General features: G+C 62.0%; 20 protein-coding genes and 1 pseudogene. 11 read left to right on the top strand and 10 right to left on the bottom strand.

From position 1 onward, the window contains the following. The first annotated feature begins 16 nt into the window (after positions 1 to 16). The 4 genes from xylF (at position 17) to NKI73_RS24610 (ending at position 5,141) form a co-directional block, all read left to right on the top strand. Positions 17 to 1,057, top strand: a complete 1,041-nt coding sequence (gene xylF / locus NKI73_RS24625) for a D-xylose ABC transporter substrate-binding protein (RefSeq protein WP_352633382.1) — start codon at positions 17 to 19, stop codon at positions 1,055 to 1,057. 144 nt (positions 1,058 to 1,201) lie between these two features. After that, positions 1,202 to 2,527 (top strand): sugar ABC transporter permease, encoded by a 1,326-nt coding sequence (locus NKI73_RS24620; RefSeq protein WP_352633380.1) that lies wholly within the window; start codon positions 1,202 to 1,204, stop codon positions 2,525 to 2,527. A 13-nt stretch (positions 2,528 to 2,540) separates the two neighbouring features. Further along, a complete protein-coding gene (locus NKI73_RS24615; protein ID WP_352633378.1) occupies positions 2,541 to 3,341 on the top strand; it encodes an ATP-binding cassette domain-containing protein in 801 nt (266 codons plus the stop codon). Positions 3,342 to 3,494: 153 nt separating this feature from the next. Beyond that, positions 3,495 to 5,141, top strand: coding sequence for a CHASE domain-containing protein (locus NKI73_RS24610; RefSeq protein ID WP_352633377.1), 1,647 nt, complete (start codon positions 3,495 to 3,497; stop codon positions 5,139 to 5,141). A 94-nt stretch (positions 5,142 to 5,235) separates the two neighbouring features. On the opposite strand, the gene NKI73_RS24605 is transcribed toward NKI73_RS24610, so the two are convergent. The 6 genes from NKI73_RS24605 to NKI73_RS24580 all read right to left on the bottom strand — a co-directional run bounded on the left by NKI73_RS24605 (position 5,236) and on the right by NKI73_RS24580 (position 8,640). Further along, positions 5,236 to 5,481 (bottom strand): YMGG-like glycine zipper-containing protein, encoded by a 246-nt coding sequence (locus NKI73_RS24605; RefSeq protein WP_023757387.1) that lies wholly within the window; start codon positions 5,479 to 5,481, stop codon positions 5,236 to 5,238. Positions 5,482 to 5,564: 83 nt separating this feature from the next. Continuing rightward, complete coding sequence (locus NKI73_RS24600) at positions 5,565 to 5,843, bottom strand: hypothetical protein (protein WP_352633375.1); 279 nt, start codon at positions 5,841 to 5,843, stop codon at positions 5,565 to 5,567. Beyond that, a complete protein-coding gene (locus tag NKI73_RS24595) occupies positions 5,840 to 6,094 on the bottom strand; it encodes a hypothetical protein (protein ID WP_352633374.1) in 255 nt (84 codons plus the stop codon). Before NKI73_RS24595 ends, NKI73_RS24600 begins: the two co-directional genes overlap by 4 nt. A gap of 124 nt (positions 6,095 to 6,218) precedes the next feature. Further along, on the bottom strand, positions 6,219 to 7,250 hold the full coding sequence (locus NKI73_RS24590) for a sensor histidine kinase (RefSeq protein ID WP_352633372.1): 1,032 nt from the start codon (positions 7,248 to 7,250) through the stop codon (positions 6,219 to 6,221). A 172-nt stretch (positions 7,251 to 7,422) separates the two neighbouring features. Further along, positions 7,423 to 7,590 (bottom strand): DUF1328 domain-containing protein, encoded by a 168-nt coding sequence (locus NKI73_RS24585; RefSeq protein ID WP_091578592.1) that lies wholly within the window; start codon positions 7,588 to 7,590, stop codon positions 7,423 to 7,425. 255 nt (positions 7,591 to 7,845) lie between these two features. Next, entirely contained in the window at positions 7,846 to 8,640 is a 795-nt protein-coding gene (locus tag NKI73_RS24580) for a response regulator (RefSeq protein ID WP_352633370.1), read from the bottom strand. 222 nt (positions 8,641 to 8,862) lie between these two features. Here NKI73_RS24580 and NKI73_RS24575 point away from each other — a divergent pair, with 222 nt between their 5' ends. Both NKI73_RS24575 and NKI73_RS24570 read left to right on the top strand, forming a co-directional pair. Then, the gene (locus NKI73_RS24575) at positions 8,863 to 9,066 is read left to right on the top strand and encodes a NepR family anti-sigma factor (RefSeq protein WP_352633368.1); all 204 of its coding nucleotides are present in this window, start codon (positions 8,863 to 8,865) and stop codon (positions 9,064 to 9,066) included. Positions 9,067 to 9,069: 3 nt separating this feature from the next. After that, the gene (locus NKI73_RS24570) at positions 9,070 to 9,621 is read left to right on the top strand and encodes a sigma-70 family RNA polymerase sigma factor (RefSeq protein ID WP_352633366.1); all 552 of its coding nucleotides are present in this window, start codon (positions 9,070 to 9,072) and stop codon (positions 9,619 to 9,621) included. Between the two features lie 68 nt (positions 9,622 to 9,689). Here NKI73_RS24570 and NKI73_RS24565 read toward each other — a convergent pair whose 3' ends face one another. Next, complete coding sequence (locus NKI73_RS24565) at positions 9,690 to 10,010, bottom strand: response regulator (protein ID WP_352633426.1); 321 nt, start codon at positions 10,008 to 10,010, stop codon at positions 9,690 to 9,692. Between the two features lie 224 nt (positions 10,011 to 10,234). Between NKI73_RS24565 and NKI73_RS24560 the strand changes: the two are divergent. The 3 genes and pseudogenes from NKI73_RS24560 to NKI73_RS24550 all read left to right on the top strand — a co-directional run. After that, positions 10,235 to 10,449: pseudogene (locus tag NKI73_RS24560) on the top strand (Crp/Fnr family transcriptional regulator); the annotation flags it as partial. Positions 10,450 to 10,603: 154 nt separating this feature from the next. Beyond that, positions 10,604 to 10,930: an ElaB/YgaM/YqjD family protein gene (locus NKI73_RS24555; RefSeq protein WP_352633365.1), complete on the top strand. Its 327-nt coding sequence runs from the start codon at positions 10,604 to 10,606 to the stop codon at positions 10,928 to 10,930. 12 nt (positions 10,931 to 10,942) lie between these two features. After that, positions 10,943 to 11,401 (top strand): hypothetical protein, encoded by a 459-nt coding sequence (locus tag NKI73_RS24550; RefSeq protein WP_352633364.1) that lies wholly within the window; start codon positions 10,943 to 10,945, stop codon positions 11,399 to 11,401. An 80-nt stretch (positions 11,402 to 11,481) separates the two neighbouring features. Here NKI73_RS24550 and NKI73_RS24545 read toward each other — a convergent pair whose 3' ends face one another. Then, positions 11,482 to 13,014, bottom strand: coding sequence for a sensor histidine kinase (locus NKI73_RS24545; protein ID WP_352633363.1), 1,533 nt, complete (start codon positions 13,012 to 13,014; stop codon positions 11,482 to 11,484). 169 nt (positions 13,015 to 13,183) lie between these two features. On the opposite strand from NKI73_RS24545, the gene NKI73_RS24540 reads away from it, so the two are divergent. Then, the gene (locus NKI73_RS24540) at positions 13,184 to 13,357 is read left to right on the top strand and encodes a hypothetical protein (protein WP_352633362.1); all 174 of its coding nucleotides are present in this window, start codon (positions 13,184 to 13,186) and stop codon (positions 13,355 to 13,357) included. 29 nt (positions 13,358 to 13,386) lie between these two features. Here NKI73_RS24540 and NKI73_RS24535 read toward each other — a convergent pair whose 3' ends face one another. Beyond that, the gene (locus NKI73_RS24535; RefSeq protein WP_352633361.1) at positions 13,387 to 14,307 is read right to left on the bottom strand and encodes a diacylglycerol/lipid kinase family protein; all 921 of its coding nucleotides are present in this window, start codon (positions 14,305 to 14,307) and stop codon (positions 13,387 to 13,389) included. Between the two features lie 243 nt (positions 14,308 to 14,550). On the opposite strand from NKI73_RS24535, the gene NKI73_RS24530 reads away from it, so the two are divergent. Beyond that, positions 14,551 to 15,873 (top strand): PRC-barrel domain-containing protein, encoded by a 1,323-nt coding sequence (locus NKI73_RS24530; protein ID WP_352633360.1) that lies wholly within the window; start codon positions 14,551 to 14,553, stop codon positions 15,871 to 15,873. Positions 15,874 to 15,923: 50 nt separating this feature from the next. On the opposite strand, the gene NKI73_RS24525 is transcribed toward NKI73_RS24530, so the two are convergent. Beyond that, a complete protein-coding gene (locus tag NKI73_RS24525) occupies positions 15,924 to 17,495 on the bottom strand; it encodes an alkaline phosphatase family protein (RefSeq protein WP_352633359.1) in 1,572 nt (523 codons plus the stop codon). Between the last annotated feature and the right edge of the window lie 93 nt (positions 17,496 to 17,588).

Raw genomic sequence — 17,588 nt, 5'->3', positions numbered from 1 at the left:
GCGCAGGGAGGATAATATGAAAAGATTCACAGCCGCCATCCTGGCGGGTGTCGCAATGTCGCTGACGCTCGCGTCGGTCGCGCAGGCGAAGGACAAGGTCATCGGCGTCTCGTGGTCCAACTTCCAGGAAGAGCGCTGGAAGACCGACGAGGCCGCCATGAAGACGGCGATCGAGGCAGCCGGCGACAAGTATATCTCCGCCGACGCGCAGTCCAATCCCGGTAAGCAGCTTACCGATGTCGAAAGCCTGATCTCGCAGGGCGCCAATTCGCTGATCATCCTGGCGCAGGATGCCTCGGCCATCGGCCCGGCGGTGCAGAAGGCGCTGGACGAAGGCATTCCGGTCGTCGGCTATGACCGGCTGATCGAGAACAAGGATGTCTTCTATCTGACCTTCGACAACAAGGAAGTCGGGCGCATGCAGGCCCGCGAAGTGTTCAAGGTCAAGCCGGAAGGCAACTATGTCTTCATCAAGGGCTCGGGTGCCGATCCGAATGCCGACTTCCTGTTCGCGGGCTCGATGGAAGTGCTCAAGGAAGCCATCGACAGCGGCAAGATCAAGAATGTCGGCGAGGCCTATACGGACGGCTGGCTGCCCGCCAACGCCCAGAAGAACATGGAACAGTTCCTCACCGCCAACGACAACAAGGTCGATGCCGTGGTCGCGGCCAATGACGGCACCGCCGGCGGCGTCGTCGCGGCGCTGACGGCACAGGGCCTTGCCGGCACCGTGCCGGTCTCGGGCCAGGACGGCGACCACGCCGCGCTGAACCGCATCGCGCTAGGCACGCAGACGGTGTCGGTGTGGAAGGACGCGCGCGAGCTCGGCAAGAACGCTGCCGAGATCGCCTCGCAGCTGGCCGATGGCAAGAAGACGGCCGATATTGCCGGCGCCAAGGACTTCACGACGCCGGGCGGCAATACTGTCAAGTCGCTGTTCCTGACCCCGGTTGCCATCACCAAGGACAACCTCAACGTCGTCATCGACGCCGGCTGGATCAAGAAGGACGAAGTCTGCGCGGGTGTTGCCGCCGGCACCGTTGCGGCCTGCAACTAAGAGCCGGTCTCTTCCTGCATTCTCAACGCCGCGGCCCAAAGCCGCGGCGTTTTCTCAAAAAGATTTGTGTTTCCGCATCGCGCGGATAGCTTCTAGGCTGGGTTCCGGTATCCGCGTCGGACGGCCAGCCGGTGGGAGGAAATCATGACCGACACGACGTCCAACCCCGCAAATACGCCCGCAGACCAGGCGCGCGCGTCCGAACTGAGCACTGTCGGACGCTTCCTCAAGGCAACCGAACTCGATACGCGCATGCTTGGCATGGTTGGTGCGTTGCTGGTCATCTGGGTCGGCATTCACATCCTGTCGGGTGGACTTTTCCTGACGCCGCGCAACCTCTGGAACCTGTCGGTGCAGACCTCCTCGGTCGCGATCATGGCGACCGGCATGGTGCTGGTCATCGTCATGCGCAACATCGACCTTTCGGTTGGTTCCGTCGAAGGCGTGATCGGTATGATCATGGGCGTGGCGCAAGCCGAATTCCTCATTCGTGTCATCGGCTTCCAGCTTGGAAATCCCTGGCTCTGGATCATCGCGCTGGCCGCCGGTGTGGTGCTCGGTCTTGTGATCGGCGCCTTCCAGGGCTTCATCATCGCCTATCTCGAAGTTCCTGCCTTCATCGTGACGCTGGGCGGTCTGTTGGTCTGGCGCGGCATGGCATGGCTGATCACCAACGGGCGCACGGTCGCGCCGCTTGACTCCACGTTCCAACTGATGGGCGGAGGACCGCGGGGCTCGATCGGCGCCACCGCCAGCTGGATCATCGGCATCGTCGCTTGCGTGGCTGTCGCCTTCGCGCTGCTCAACGGCCGGTCGCAGCGCAAACGGTTCAATTTTCCACTGCGCCCCGTCTGGGCGGAAACCTTTCTCGGTGTAGTCACCTGCGCTGCCATCCTTGGAGCCGTCTGGATCGCCAATTCCTATCCGTGGCCAATCGGCATCGTGCGCCAGTATGCGCAGCAGAACGGCATCACCGTTCCCGAAGGCGGGCTGTTCATCGCCCACGGCATCGCCATACCGGTGCTGATGGCCGTCGCGGTCGGCATCGTCATGACCTTCATCACCAAGCGCACCCGTTTCGGCCGCTATGTCTTTGCCATCGGCGGCAATCCGGAGGCCGCCAATCTCGCCGGCATCAACACGCGCTGGGTGACCATGAAGGTGTTCATGATCATGGGCGTGCTGGCCGCGATCAGCGCGGCGATCTCGTCGGCCCGTCTCAACGCATCGACCAATGCGCTGGGCACGTTGGACGAGTTGCTGGTGATCGCCGCCGCCGTCATCGGCGGCACTTCGCTTGCCGGCGGCTCCGGAACGGTGCTGGGCGCCATGCTCGGCGCGCTGCTCATGCAGTCGCTGCAGTCCGGCATGGTGCTGCTTGGCATCGACTCGCCGCTGCAGAGCATCGTCGTCGGCGCAGTGCTGGTCATCGCCGTCTGGCTCGACACCGTCTATCGCAAGCGCGTCTAGGGAGGACAAGATCATGGCAGACAAGACCGCTCCCATGGGCACCGCGCTGATCGATATGCGCAACATCTCGATCGCGTTCGGCGGCATCCGCGCCGTTGACGACGCCTCGATCGATCTTTTCCCCGGCGAGGTCGTGGCGCTGCTCGGCCACAATGGCGCCGGCAAGTCGACATTGATCAAGATCCTGTCCGGCGCCTACAAGCGCGATGCGGGCCAGATCTTCGTCAACGGCGAGGAGGCATCGATCTCCAACCCGCGCGACGCCAAGAAATACGGCATCGAGACGATCTACCAGACGCTGGCGTTGGCCGACAATGTCGACGCCGCCGCCAATCTGTTCCTCGGCCGCGAGCTGATGACCGCCTGGGGTACGCTCGATGACGTTGCCATGGAGGCGGAGGCGCGCAAGGTGATGGGCCGGCTCAATCCGCGCTTCCAGCGCTTCAAGGAGCCGGTGATCAAGCTGTCGGGCGGCCAGCGGCAGTCGGTGGCGATCGCGCGCGCGATCCTGTTCAACGCACGTATCCTGATCATGGACGAGCCGACGGCGGCGCTTGGCCCGCAGGAAACGGCGCAGGTCGGCGAACTGGTCAAGCAGCTCAAGTCCGACGGCATCGGCATCTTCCTGATCAGCCACGACATCCACGATGTGTTCGACCTTGCCGATCGGGTCTGCGTCATGAAGAACGGCCAGGTCGTCGGCACCGCCCGCACTACGGACGTGACCCAGGATGAGGTGCTCGGCATGATCATTTTGGGCAAATGCCCGCCCGGTGCCATTCCAGGACCGGGCGCTCTGAAGATCGCCGCTTGAGGCTTGCCGGTAGCGATGCCGCCTGACCGGAGGAATGTGCCGGGTCTCGGACAATCCGATGTGCCAGCCGTCAGGATGGCTTGGCCTTGCCATTGTATTGGCACGGCGACTTCCCCATAAAAGGCTCGACATGCTCATGGACCGCATCATCCGTTGAAGAAGCTTTTTCCAACCGTCGCGTTCATCGCCGTTGCGCTGATCAGCATGACGATGGCGGGGTTTGCCTATTTCGCGACGCAGGAGGCCGCCCGCATCAAGTTCGAAGCGACGGCCGACGACGCGCTCAACCGGATCGAGAGCCGCATCGACCTGCATCTGTCGCTGCTGCGCTCGACGCAGGCCCTGTTCGATGCCCGCAACGGCAATATTTCCGGCAACGAGTTCAACGCGTTCTTCAAAGCGCTCGATGTCGACAAAAACTTTGCCGGCTTGCGCGGCATCGGCTATCTCAAGCTGGCGAAGGCTGGAGACGAGGCAGCGATCGAACGCGATATGCTGCGCGACCATGGCGTCAGCCATCCGATCTATCCTGATACCACGCAGCCATGGCGCACTCCGGTCGTGCTGTTCGAGCCGCAGGACCCTTCCAACCAGACCAGCGTCGGCTACGACATGTTCAGTGAACCGGTACGGCGCGCGGCGATCGAAAAGGCGATGTCGGACGACCAACAGCACGCCAGCGGGCTGGTGCAGCTGGGCCACGACACCGGTGCCGCGCAGACGTTCACCGGTTTCCTCGTCTTCGTGCGGCTCAATGTCGAAACCGCACCCGATGCCATCAATGCGCCCAGATCCTCCACAGCCGGTTTTCTCTATGCGGCCTTTCGAGCTCGCGACCTGTTCCAGACCGCGCTCAGCCGGTCCCCGCTGCTGCCGGTCAACACGGAAATCTACGACGGCGACGGCGCTGTGAACGGCGACAATCTGCTGTTCCGGTCGGAGACGCCACCGGCTTCGACCTTGGGGGACAGGCTGCTGGTCACCCGCAAGATCATTGTGGCCGGGCGGCCATGGACTGTGCTGTTCCGGCCGACGAGCGCCTTCTCGCAGCCGTCGTCGCGCGCCATTCCGGTGATGCTGGGGCTGTTTGGCCTGCTGTTGGCGGGCGCCATCGCGCTGGTGGCGCGTTATCAGGAGCGGGCCTATGAGGCGGCGTCGCGCTTGCACGAGACCACGGAAAAGAGCCTGCTCGAAAAAGACCTGATGCTGCAGGAGATGAAGCATCGTATCAAGAATTCGATCACCAGGGTGCTGGCGATCGCGCGCCAGACGGCGTCGCGGGCCACCGACGTCAATGAGTTTTCCGCATCCTTCTCGGCCCGGCTCCAGGCGATGGCGGCGTCCCAGGACATGCTGACGCGTTCGCGCTGGCAGAAGGCCGATCTTGGCGATCTCTTGCGCATCGAGCTTGGCCAGGTGTTCGGCAAGGAGCTGCCCGAAGAGCTGTTGTCAGGGCCGCAGGTGCTGCTCGACGAAACCACGACGCAAGCGCTCGGCCTGACCTTTCACGAACTGGCGACAAATGCGCTGAAATACGGCGAAGCCGGCAATTCGGCCAATTCGTTCAAGGGGGACTGGGCGCTGAAAGTGGACTGGTCGCTCGAAGGGCGCGGGCGTGATAGGACGCTTGCTCTCAACTGGCGCGAAACCGGGCACAAGAAACTCGAAGCGCCTGCCAAGACCGGATTCGGCACCAAGCTGATAGACCTCAACGTTACGCGCGAATTGCGCGGCACGATCAAGCGCGATTACCAGCCCAATGGCCTGAACGTGGAAATCAGAATCCCCCTGGCGAACTGAGCGCGATCGTCAGGCGCAGAATCAACCATCCAAACAACGAAAAACCGGAGGCCGGCTAACCGGTCTCCGGATCAACGTTTCGATTATCGCCGAATTAGTTGCAGCGAGCCGTGTAGATCCGGCCGCGATGATCGCGATACTGGCAATAGCCATTGCGCAGATTGCGCACCAGCAGGCCGGAACCAGCACCCACGGCCGCGCCGATCAGCGCGCCCTTGCCGCCGCCGACCAAGCCGCCGACACCGGCGCCAATCAAGCCGCCGCCAACCACGTCCTGTTCGGTCGAGGTGCAGCCACTGACCGCCACCACCGCAACCATGGCAATAATCATCTTCCGCATAGAGTCACTCCTCACTTTGTGTCCTCACTTTAATAAGCTCCAACCGCCATTTAGCATGAAATGGAGGCCTTTGCTGCTGCAATCTATTGTTGGCGAAGATAGTCTTTTTCTGGGCGTATCGTGTTCGACGCTATCACGACGCTGGAAATCGCCAGGGAAGCGTCGAGCGTGCCGTCCGGATGCACATTCCAGACGATCTGGTCATAGTCGTCTTCCAGAGCCGGATCCACCGGAAGGCACTTGGCTACGATATGCTGAGCCTGCCCTTGAACATCGCTCATCGCAAACGGCCGTTCGGCAACGCATTGGTCGGCGGTTTCGAAGACACTTACAGGAACCTGGAGTTCACGACAGTCGGTCATTGTGTTCGAGCAGCCGATGACCAGCAACAATGCAGCGATGTGTTGAGCGGCCAGCGCGCGCGGGGCGTTGACGTCAGGAACTCAGCTGGTAGCATGACTGCGAGTATGACCGCAGCAGCCAGACCTAAGGCGAGAATGCGCATCGAGATATGGCGGACAGAAGGCGGTGGCACGGTTGCCTCGGAGTCTTCAAACTCGCCCATGGAGATACGAGCGGCCTGTTCCAGTCTGTTCATGTCGGCAACCGTCAAAGGCATTCCTCCCACACCATGCTGCAAGTCCTGCTGCGGAAATGTCCGACGATGCAACAGGTTCAAGCGGTGTCTGGGAAAAACAGCATCCGCTTTTATGGTGAACAGCCGGTTAAGGAGCCGCTCATTCCGTCTCGAAATTGCCATGCGGAACGACAAGGCGGTATTCGAGGCGGCCAGCCGCGATTTCAAGCGTCGCCGTGCCGTTTAGCGATGCCGGCACGACCCGTTCGAGTGCGACGCTACCGAAGCGCTTCTCGCTACGCTGGTTGTCATTGGCTCCGATCGTCTCGGCCCAGGTCAGAGACAGAGAGGGCCCGGTGTCGGCGACGGTCAGGTTGGCTGTAACCTCGACGAACCCATCCGGCCGTGACAGGGCGCCATAGCTCACCGAGTTGACGGCGAGTTCATGCATGGCGAGGCCGATATGCAGGGCAGCGTTGGGATTGAGATAGGGGTTTGCCCCCTGAAAACGCAGGCTGCGCACCGGATCCCCGCCGTAGCGGCCAACCTGGCCCGATACCAGTTCGCGAAGTGCGGCGCCCCGCCAATTGGAGGAGGTCACGAGATCCTGGGACGAAGCCAGCGACTGCAGCCGGCCGCGGAAGCGTGTCAGGAAATCACCGATGCCGTCGGAGTAGCGCCCGGTCTGGGTGGCTATGCTTTGAATGATCGCCAGCAGATTCTTCGAGCGATGACTGACTTCGCGCAACAGCGTCGTCAGGGTCTGCTCACGGCGTTTCTGCTCGGTCGTCTCGACCATCGTGGTGACGACGCCTTGCACCGTGCCGCCATCGCCGTGGTCGGCATCGATCCAGACTTGAAACCAGCGGATGCCATCCTCGACGGGAACGCTGATCTCGAGACGTTGCGGGGTGCCGGATGCAATGACGTCGCGCTTGGCCGAGCCAATGCGATCGGCCTGCGCCGCCGGCAGGATGCCGTTGCTGTCGGCGGCGTCGGAAACCCAAGGCGCGCGCATGTTGCGCGCCCATACGGTTTTCATCTCGCGATCCTGATAGAGCACGGAAATGCCGGCATTGTGCAACGCGTGGAGAAGAGCCCGGCCAAGCTGCATGCCGCTTTCGGCAGGATGCAGGGCGATCACTTCATCGCTTTGCACGTCGTCTTTCCTATCTCCGGTTCTGGAACGCATCGGCCAATCTGTCCACCCAACTCAGGCTGAACGGCTCACTGTTGAATGGGTTCCAAAAGAGAATTCCCGAAAACCAGCTCCAAAAGCGGTCCGCCGGACGGTGCCCTTTGCAGGATACCGCCCGGCGGTGGCTGGAAACCGTTTGAGGGGTGCGGCTTCCAGTGTCCGGTCCTCACGACGCCCGTTTGAATAGGCCGGCGAGGAGGGAAATGATCAGGAAGGCGAGAAAGATGAAGAACAATATCTGCGCTATCCCCGCAGACGTGCCGGCGATGCCGCCAAAACCAAGCGCGCCGGCGATGATTGCCACGACGAGAAATACGAGCGCCCAGTAAAGCATGGTTCATCTCCTTCTAATGGTGCGATGAAAACGTGGGTAGATGCGGTTTGTTCCACCCTTTGCCGAAAAAGACGATGCTTGCAAATCGTTCGGAGCCGGAGGCGCAGGAGGAATTTCGCCGTTGCCGCCCGATGCGTGCATCAGGCGGCACGAAGTGAAGAACTGATGAATTTGAAGATCTGGGAGAAAATCGGCGAGCGAGGCTATCGCCTTGGGTTCGTCAATTCTTCAATTCCTCCGCTCCTCAATTCCCGACTATGCGGCGGCTTTCGCCTGGCGATCGAAGAACAGCGCCTGGCTGATCAGTGCCTTGACCATGTCGGGATTGAACGGCTTGGTGACCAGGAAGGCCGGTTCGGGACGTTCGCCGGTCAACAGACGCTCGGGAAAGGCGGTGATGAAGATGACCGGCACCGATGTCGACGACAGGATCTCATTCACGGCTTCGATGCCCGAACTGCCGTCGGCGAGCTGGATGTCGGCCAGCACCATCTTCGGCCGTGTCTTGCCGAACATCATCACCGCCTCGGCATGGGTGCGCGCCGTTCCGACGACGCGGTGCCCGAGGCTCTCGACCATTTCCTCTATATCCATGGCGATCAGCGGTTCATCCTCGATGATCAGCACGTCGGTTGCCACCTGGCGGGATATCTCGTTGCTTGCCTGCGCCAGCAGCTCTGAAAACTCCTGGTCGCCGACATCGAGAATCTCGGCTGCCTCGTCCTCGCTGAAACCTTCGACGGCTACGAGCAGGAAGGCCTGGCGGGGGAGCGGCGCAAGCGCATTCAGATTGGCGGCGGCGCGCTGTTCCCATGCCGATTGCGCCTGCTCCTGCGGGACGCGGATGGCGACCGATGTGAACAGCTTGGCGAAAACCTTGTACAGCGCGATGCGGTCGCTCGATGCCTCGGGAAAGATATCGACATCGGCGATGATGGCTTCGAGCATCGCGGCGACCAGCGCGTCGCCACTTTCCTGTGATCCGGAAACGGCCCGCGAGAAGCGGCGCAGGAATGGCAGGTGTGGTGCGATGGTGGCGGATAAGCTCATGATAAGACGTCTCCCTCAGAATGACGTGATTGCATAGATTGCAGGTCAAGCTGATTGCAAGCCTAGTTAAACAACGCCCTTCCTGAGAAAAAGTTCCGGTCTCGGTGGAACTAATGCGGGGGAACGGCGTTTGAATGCCGGGATGGGCAACCAGACGAGGGTGCCGCTTGCGTTGTGTTGAGTCGGTTGTGAGCGGCTTGGTGCTGGGAATATAAGGGCAAAATGAAGGATATGACGAAAGATATTCTAGCTGGCGCCGCGGGCAGGCGCCGGAACGGTTCTGGTGACGCCCTCGGGCCGAACTCCGAAATCGGACGCAAACTCAAACAATATTACGACGAGCTGGTCTCCGACGATGTGCCGGATCGCTTTGCCCAGTTGCTCAGCCAACTGGAACGGGCCGAACCCGCACAGAAGAAGGACTGAAGCATGGCAGCGGTCTCCCAAGGCTTCAAGACCGATCTGCTTGGGGCGATCCCGAGCTTGCGCGCCTTTGCCGTGTCGCTGACGCAGAATGCCGACAAAGCGGACGATCTCGTCCAGGAAACGCTGGTCAAGGCGTGGGACAAGCATGAGAGCTTCCAGCCTGGCACCAATCTCAAAGCATGGCTTTTCACCATCCTGCGCAATGAATTCTATTCGCAGATGCGCAAACGCGGGCGCGAAGTGCAGGACAGCGACGGCATCATGACGGCCAGGCTTGCCGTTCATCCGGCCCAGCATGGCCAGCTCGATCTGAAGGATTTTCGCGGCGCCCTCGAGCAATTGCCGGAGGATCAGCGCGAAGCCATCATCCTTATCGGTGCGTCGGGTTTCTCCTACGAGGAGGCCGCCGAGATTTGCGGTTGCGCGGTCGGGACGATCAAGAGCCGCGTCAGCCGGGCCCGCACGCGCTTGCAGGAGATCCTGAAAATATCAGGCGAAGACGAGTATGGTCCGGATGCGATTTCGGCCCAGGTAACGGGCACTCCGGCCAGTTGACCTGCGATCGCCAGGCGCGATCCGCAAGGGTCGGGCGCCAGGCGCGATCCGCAAGGGTCGGCATCTTCTCAACCCGGAGAAGCACGTCCGCAGGCCGCCGCCACCGCTTGCACGAGGTCTTCACCCGAATAGGGTTTGCCGACCAGCTTGACGCCCGGAAACGATGCCTTGATTTCATCGGCATCCGAATAGCCCGACGCAAACACGAAAGGTACGCCTGCCGCGCGCAACCCCGAAGCAAAATCGAGTGTCGAGGCGCCGCCCAGCATGAGGTCGACAATGGCCGCATCGAATTGCGTGGCGACCTCCCGGCCATCGACCTCGGTCAGATCGCGGGCGATCACCACCTCACCGGCGCCGTGGTCACGGCAAAGCTGCTCGACATCCATGGCGATGAGAAATTCGTCCTCCAAGACGAGAATCCGCAATCCGTCAAGCAATGTGGGCACAGGCAATGTGGGCACAGGCAATGACTCCTCGAAACGCATAGACTCATGATCGCTAATTGGCGTGCTGTCATTTAAAAAAGACATGTGGCCGGCGGCGGAACCTCAATCCTTGCAACGCATTGAAATGCAGCCCTTCCAAAGAGCGGGCTTTCGAAGGGGGCGAAATGTCAGCTCAGGACAATCGCGCTCGCTCTAACCGTAAGTATCCTTGCGAGAACTGCCCATCGCGGTGCCGGTTTTCCGCGACTTCGAAAAACAGGAACTGGCCTTCATCGGCAAATTCAAGAAAGGCGAGCTCGCCGTCGACAAGCTGTTGCTGGACGGCCGCCGCCAAATCCTCAACTATCTCATGCTCGGCGATCTGATCGGCCTGCACGGCAGGTGATTCGTCGGCCGCTGATTTGGCAAAGCGCTTTTTTACCATGTCGGCGGGCAGGGTGCGCGCCGATGCGTTTTCGGCTAGTTTGTCCCTGGTGTCGGAACCTTGAGACATGCGGCGCGTTTGAAACCAAGCAATCACAAGGAGTTAAGCAATGGCAACTGCCGCAGGAAAGACCGCAAGCGACGCCCGTGCAAATGCAGACCTTGAAGCCGACATCAGGCAGTTGAAGGCCGATATCGACAAGCTCACCAAGCAGTTGGCCAAGACCGGCGAGCATGGCTATGGCACAGCCCGCCGTGCGGCCACCGAAGGGGTCGAGCAGCTGCGTGCGCACGGCGAAGCTGCCTTCGACAGTCTGCGCAGCAACGCCAAGGATATCGAAGCGCAGATGATGGCCAGCGTGCGCGAAAAGCCGGTGACGTCACTGGCGATCGCCGTCGGCGTTGGCTTCCTCTTCGCGCTTCTCGCGCGTCGCTAATCGCATCCTCAGATGGGAATGCTCGCATCCCTGATTTCCGGCCTGGCGTCGGGCGAAACCGTTGCCGCCATGCGCCGGGCGCGCACGGCGGCAATCGTCTATGGGCTCGCCCTGTCGGCAGCGCTCTGTGGTCTCGGGTTTCTGGTCGGCGCAGCCTATATCTGGGCGGCGATGCGCTACGGGTCGCTTGCCGCCGCGCTGGGCTTTGGCGCCGGTTTCCTGGTGCTTGCCGGGCTGATCCTGCTGATTTACCAGATATCCGCAGGCTCGCGCGCGCGGCGCCGGGCGCAACGACGCAATGCCGAAATGAAAGCAATCGGCATCACCGCCGCGCTCGCCGTGCTGCCGACGCTGCTCAAGGGAAAGGGCGGTCTCGGCGTCATCCTGGGTCCGGCCCTGGCGATCGCCGCCTACGCTATCTATCGTGAGAACGTGAAATCTGACGATCCGGATGAGAGCGAGCGGAAATAAGCCTTTTGGCCCCTTTCCGTTTGATCATGATCCCGAAACCGGCTCTTGCTTCGCTGATTTCGGGTTCGGGGTCAGGTCCGTCACTTCGACAGATCTTCCAGAGGCATCGATATTTCGGCAAACACACCTTCCGGCCGGAACTCGTGGGTCACTTCGCTTGAAATCACCTTGGCAAGGCTGCGGCGGATGAGGATCGAGCCGAAACCGTGCCGCTCCGGCGGGGCGACTTGAGGACCGCCGCTTTCGCGCCAGGTCAGGACCAGGCGTCGAGCACCCTTCCTGCCCTGCGTCCTCCAGTCGAGATCAACCTTGCCTGATACCACCGACAGCGATCCATATTGCAGCGCATTGCTGCCCAGTTCATGCAGGATCAGGCCAAGTCCGACGGCCTGGTCTGGCGACAGCAGCAAGTCGTCGCCGGAGATCGTCATGCGCGGCTGCTCTGCCGTTTCGAAAGGCCTGACTTCGATCTGGACAAGTTCACGAATGCCGATGCCGCGCCACTCGCGGTCGGACAACAAATTGTGGGCGATGCCCAGGGCCTGAAGCCGGGCGCCAAAGGCTTCGAGGAATTCGCTCGGCTGGCGGGCATGGCGCACGGTCTGCGTCGCCAGCGCCTGGACGGTCGCCAGAGTGTTCTTGACGCGGTGGTTGAGTTCGCGCAGCAGCAGCCGTTGCCGCTCGTCGCCAAGCTTGCGCTCCGATATGTCGTAGTTGACGCCGAAGATCAGCGTCGGCTTGCCGTCGCCGTCGCGCTCGATGACACGGCCGCGCGTGGCGAGCCAGCGTGGCGGATGAAAGCCCTTCACCCGGTATTCGCCGAAATAGTCGTCGCTGCCGGTCAAGGCGTCGCGAAAGCGGGTTTCGGTCTGGTAGACGTCGCGCGGATCGATGGCGGTGAGGATGTCGCGTGCCCGCAGCCGGTTCGAGCGCGGCAGGTTGAACAGCTCCGACATCAAGGTGTCGCATTCGATGATGTCGTTGCGGATGTCCCACGCCCAGCTGGCCAGCGACGCCGCATCGAGCGCGATGGCGCGCCGCTTTTCCTCGCGCGCCAGCGCGGCCTCGGCGATGGCGCCGCTGCGAGTCGCGTCCTTCAAGGTGAGCAGGCTGGCGGCGAGGCCGGCGAGCGCCTTCAACTGGTCGAGTTCGGCGCGGGATGGAAAGGCATGCGGCTTGCGGTCGAGCACGCACAGCGTGCCGATGCGGGCACCTGCGACGATCATCGGCGCGCCGGCATAGAAACGGACATGGTGCTTGCCGGTGACCAGCGGGTTGGCCTTGAAACGGGGGTCCGTCGTTGCATCCGTGACCACCATCGGCTCGTCGCCGGCGGCAATCGCATGGACGCAGAAGGAGATGTCGGTCGCGGCTTCGGTCTCGTCCAGGCCGAAGCAGGATTTGAACCATTGCCGCTCATGGTCGACGAGCGTGACCAGGGCGATCGGCACCTGCATCGCCGCCGCGGCAAGGCTGCTGATGCGGTCGAAATCCGGATCGGCGGCCGTATCCAGCATCTCCAGCCCGTGCAGCACGGCCAGCCGGTCTTGATCCTTGATCGCGCGTGCAACTTCAGCCGGCAGGCCCGGCACTGTTTCTGCCTTACTATTCACCAAGCCCCCAATGCCCCGTCTTGGCCTGCCCCGTCTCGGCCTTCGCTCCCGCGCCGGCCTGCCGATCCAGGAGCAGCCCGCCGATCCGGAACCATCCTAGCAAGGAACCGTTACCTGACCATGTTGTGCCAGATGCGTCAGCTGGTGCAAAACAAGACAAGGACCGACCATGGCCAAGATCATTCCCGAGAACAAAGCGCGTCAGGGGCGATGGGGCTGGCACGGCCTGCGCATTTTGATTGCCGCGCTGCTTCTGGCCTTCGCTGCCTGGGGCATCGCTGAAATCTATGGTGAATTGGTCAAGACGCCGGCGACGGAGCAAGGAAGTGCGCCAAGCGGCTAGATTTTCGGGCTTCGTCGTTCGAGGTCGCATCAGGCAGCCTTTGCCTCGGCGAGGCTGGCCGGCACCAGGACATTCAGTGCGCCAGGCCGGATTTCGATCGTCGTTTCACGATCGAGCCTGACCAGTTCTCCATCCATCACGGCGCGAAACTTGCTGCTTCCCGAATGGATTTTCAGGACCGTTCTGTTCGCCTGATGGATTTCGACATGTTCATTGTCGCGCCATTTGCCGCGCGCCATGTTGAAGAAGAATTTGACCAGCTCGGCGCGCTGCTGCGCCACCGTGACATAGACGCCAAGCACGCCGCCGGCCGGGTTGTCAGCGTAAGGCAGGTGGCCTTCGCCGAACAGATTGTTGGTGATGCCGATGCCGGTGATGCGGGCCGCAATCTCGGCTTCGCCGATGCTGAGCGTCACGTTCATCGCCGGGGGATTGTTGATTGTCGCCCAGGCTGCCTTGGCCGTGGCGCGGATCTTTCCCAGGCGCGAACCGAATTCCATCTTCTGGCGCAGTTGCACCATTTTGGCGTGCATGCCGATCGAAAACTGATGAACGAAGGGCCGGCCGTTGGCCGTGGCCATATCGACTGCGACAATTTCGCCGTTGGCGAAGGACTCCAGCGCGGCATCGAGGGACTGCGGAATGCCCAGCCCACGAGCGAACAGGTTCATGGTGCCGGCCGGCAATATGGCAAGCGCCTTCTTCGTGCCCATCAGCCGGGCAGCCGCGGCGGAAATGGTCCCGTCGCCGCCACCGGCCAGCACGACATCGACGGAGCGGCGTGAAGCCGCGCCGTTGAGCGTTTCCACTACATCCTTGCCGGCGACAATCTCGATGCTGAGAGAGTGCCCCGACGCCTCCAGCGTCTGATGCATCCTTTCGGAGAAAGCGGCAAGGTCAATAGTGCGCAACGTGCCGCCATCCCGGTTCAGCACCGCTGCAAATCTCATGCCCCGCTCCGTCGCTCGGGCCGGCACAGACCCAGCCAATGGCTGAAACGCGACGAAGCGGGAAAGGTTCCGTTTTGAAAGCAGCCAATACCGGCTCCGTCCTTCAGTCGCCGCGCATCCGCGCCCGCGTTTTTGTCGGAACAACAGCATGCTCACAACGTTGTGAAATTGCAGATGACGCCGCGTCCGAACTCCCTAAGCGACGGTTGCGGCGCACAAAATTACGCACGAGGAGAGACTGACATGATCCGCAATCTTTTAGCCACGACTGCAATCGCAACCCTGGTCGCGACTGGGGCTTATGCGCAGACTGCAACAACCCCGGCGCCAGCACAGACGCCCGCCGTTCAGGAGCCCGCCGCTGCCCCGGTGCGTGCCGAGGGCAGCATCGTCACCAATATCATCGGTGAATCCGTCTATAACGGCACCGGCGACGATGCTGAGAACATCGGCAAGGTCAGCGACGTCGTCTTCGACAAGGATGGACAGGCGAAATCCGTCGTCATCGGCGTCGGCGGCTTCCTGGGTATCGGAGCGAAGAATGTCGCTTTCGACTATGCCAAGCTGCAATGGGCCGAAAAGAACGGCGACCGCTGGCTGGTTGCCCAGACGACGAAGGACGAGCTGACGGCGCAGGCAGAATTCGACAGCAAGCCCTACGCTCCGGCTCCTGCGCCAGCCGCGTCGACCGATGCCACGGCGCCGACCGCGCCCGCGACGACGGATACGGCGCAGAAACCTGCCGACATGAATGCCCCTCCGGCGGAACCTGTGAAGCGCGCCGATGGCAACCTTGCCACCAACATCATCGGGGAAACCGTCTACAATGGCACCGGTGATGACGCGCAGAACATCGGCAGCGTCAGCGACATTGTGCTGACCAAGGAAGGCAAGGCCGAGTCCCTAGTCATCGGCGTCGGTGGTTTCCTTGGCCTCGGAGCCAAGAATGTCACCTATGATTTCTCCAAGGCCCAGTGGGCCGAGAAGAATGGCGACCGCTGGCTGGTGGCCCAGACCACCAAGGAAGAACTGCAGGCGCAGCCGGATTTCAACCGCAAGGCCTATGATCCGGTACCCGCGACAACGGCATCCAATGAGCCGGCAGCAACCGCCCCGGCCGCCGTTCCGTCCAACACGACGGCCCCTGCTGTCGCTCCGGCAGACAAGACGGCGGCGGCTCCTGATGCCTCGGCTCCCGACCAGACGCAGACCGCAGCCATCGACAAGTCCGCGCTGACCGAAATGCCGGTTGGTGAGATCCGCGCCGACGATCTGAAGGGCACCACCGTCTACGGTGCCAACGATGCCAAGGTCGGCGTGATCGGCGACGTCGTCTTGACCCCCGACAAAAACCCCGATGCCGTGATCGTCGATGTCGGCGGCTTCCTCGGCATTGGCGCGAAGGAAGTCGCGGTCGGTATGGATAATCTCAAATTCATGACCGACAAGGACGGCAACAAGTATCTCTACACGACCTTCACTAAGGAACAGCTCGAGGCTCAAACCGCCTATGACAAGGGCAGCTATGCCGAGAAGCGCGATCAGCAGCGCATGATTGTGCGGTAGCTCGGTTCAGTCTTGAAGAAGGTCCGCCCCGGCAACGGGGCGGACCTTTTTCATGTCAGGCGCGGAGGGAGACCGGCGGCGCGGCCCGCAATTCCGTGCTCCGTCAGCTCTACCAGTGCCAGCGACTGGTCAAGATGTTCGGCACGCCAGGCAAGGAGCCGTTCGGCAAACTCCAGCCGCACGGCGAGATGCTTTGGGGAGGCCGCGAGATTGTCCAGTTCGCCCGGATCACTTTCGAGATCGAACAGCAGCGGCGGCAGGCCGCCACCGAAATGGACATATTTGAATTTTTCCGTGCGGATGACGGCGAGGTTGCATTGGCGTGAGGTGATGCCGAAATGGCGTTCGGCCTCACCATCGGCAATCGAGCGGAAATCGAACTCCCAATGCGCGGCATCGCGCCAGGCTGCAGGGTTCGCTCCGTCCAGGAACGACCTCAGCGAGTGACCGTCGAGATGTGGCGCGGGAGCCTCGCCGAGCAGGTCGAGAAGCGTCGGCACAATGTCCACCGCTTCGGTGAAGCGGTCGACGCTGCCGCCGGCCGCCTTGCGGTGGTGCGGATCGCGGATGATCAGCGGAATGTGATAGCTGCCATCGAAGTAGCCGCCCTTGCCCAGCATGAAATGGTCGCCCATCATCTCGGCATGGTCCGATATCAGCACGATGATGGTGTCGTCCCACGCGCCCGCGGTCTTGACCGCTTGCCAGACGCGGCCGAGCTGCGCGTCGACCTCTGAGATCATGCCGTAATAGATCGCGCGTATACGGCGAAAGTCGTCATCGCTCCAGTCGTGCACCCTGCCATTGGCGTCGGGACGGAACTTAGCCTGCTTCTGCCGGCCAATGTCATAGACGAGATAGGGATGGCTTTCCGCCTCTTCCTGCCAGCTTGCCGCCCGCAGGAAGGCGGGGCCGTCCGCTGGTTCATACAGCGTGTTGTAGGGCTCCGGGACGATGAAGGGCGGGTGCGGGCTGATGAACGAAAGATGCGCGAACCACGGCGCGGCGCGCTCCTGCTCGCCGAGCCAGCGCGTGAATTCGCCGGTCAGGAAGGCGGCCGGCGTTTCATCCCTGGAGTAGACAGGTGGCGCGTTGCTGACAGATGCGCTGGCCTTGCCTTGGGTCACCGGGCGGTGGATGTCGGGAGACCCGGCGCTGGTGTCGATACCTCGCTGCTTCAGCCAGGACAGCCACTGTTTCTGATGCTCGGGCAGCAGCTGGCGCACCGTAAAGCCCGGCAACACGCCTTCATAGCTTTGCAGCCGCGGGTCGCCCGGCGCCAGCAGGCGCGGGTCGAGCGACACGTCGGTATAGCCGAACAGTGTCGGATCATAGCCAAGGCCGCGCGCATGCAACGCGATGTTGCCGTGACGGGCGTCAAGCGGCGTGCCGTTGCGGCAGACGCGGTTATTCATCTGGTAGAGGCCGGTGTAGAGGCAGGCGCGGGCCGGCGAGCAGGGCGCCGCACCGCCATAGTGCCGCTTGAACAGCACACCCTCTGCGGCCAGTGCGTCGGCATTCGGCGTTTTCACAACCGGATGGCCCGCGGAAGACAGACAATCGCCGCGCCACTGGTCGCATGTGATCAGCAGAATGTTAGGCCGCCTGGCTTTTCCAGTCACTCGCGATACCCTTGTCCCTGGATGGTCGAACGCCGCTCATGGAACCGAATTCTGACGACGGCGCAAGTCCGTCTTGTGAGTCAATTGGTGAAC

This window comes from Mesorhizobium sp. M0496 (genome assembly GCF_040321205.1).
In the GTDB taxonomy this organism is placed as follows: Bacteria; Pseudomonadota; Alphaproteobacteria; order Rhizobiales; family Rhizobiaceae; genus Mesorhizobium.
The sequence above is the reverse complement of the archived record's forward strand: the minus strand, read 5'-3'. Positions and strand labels throughout refer to the sequence as shown.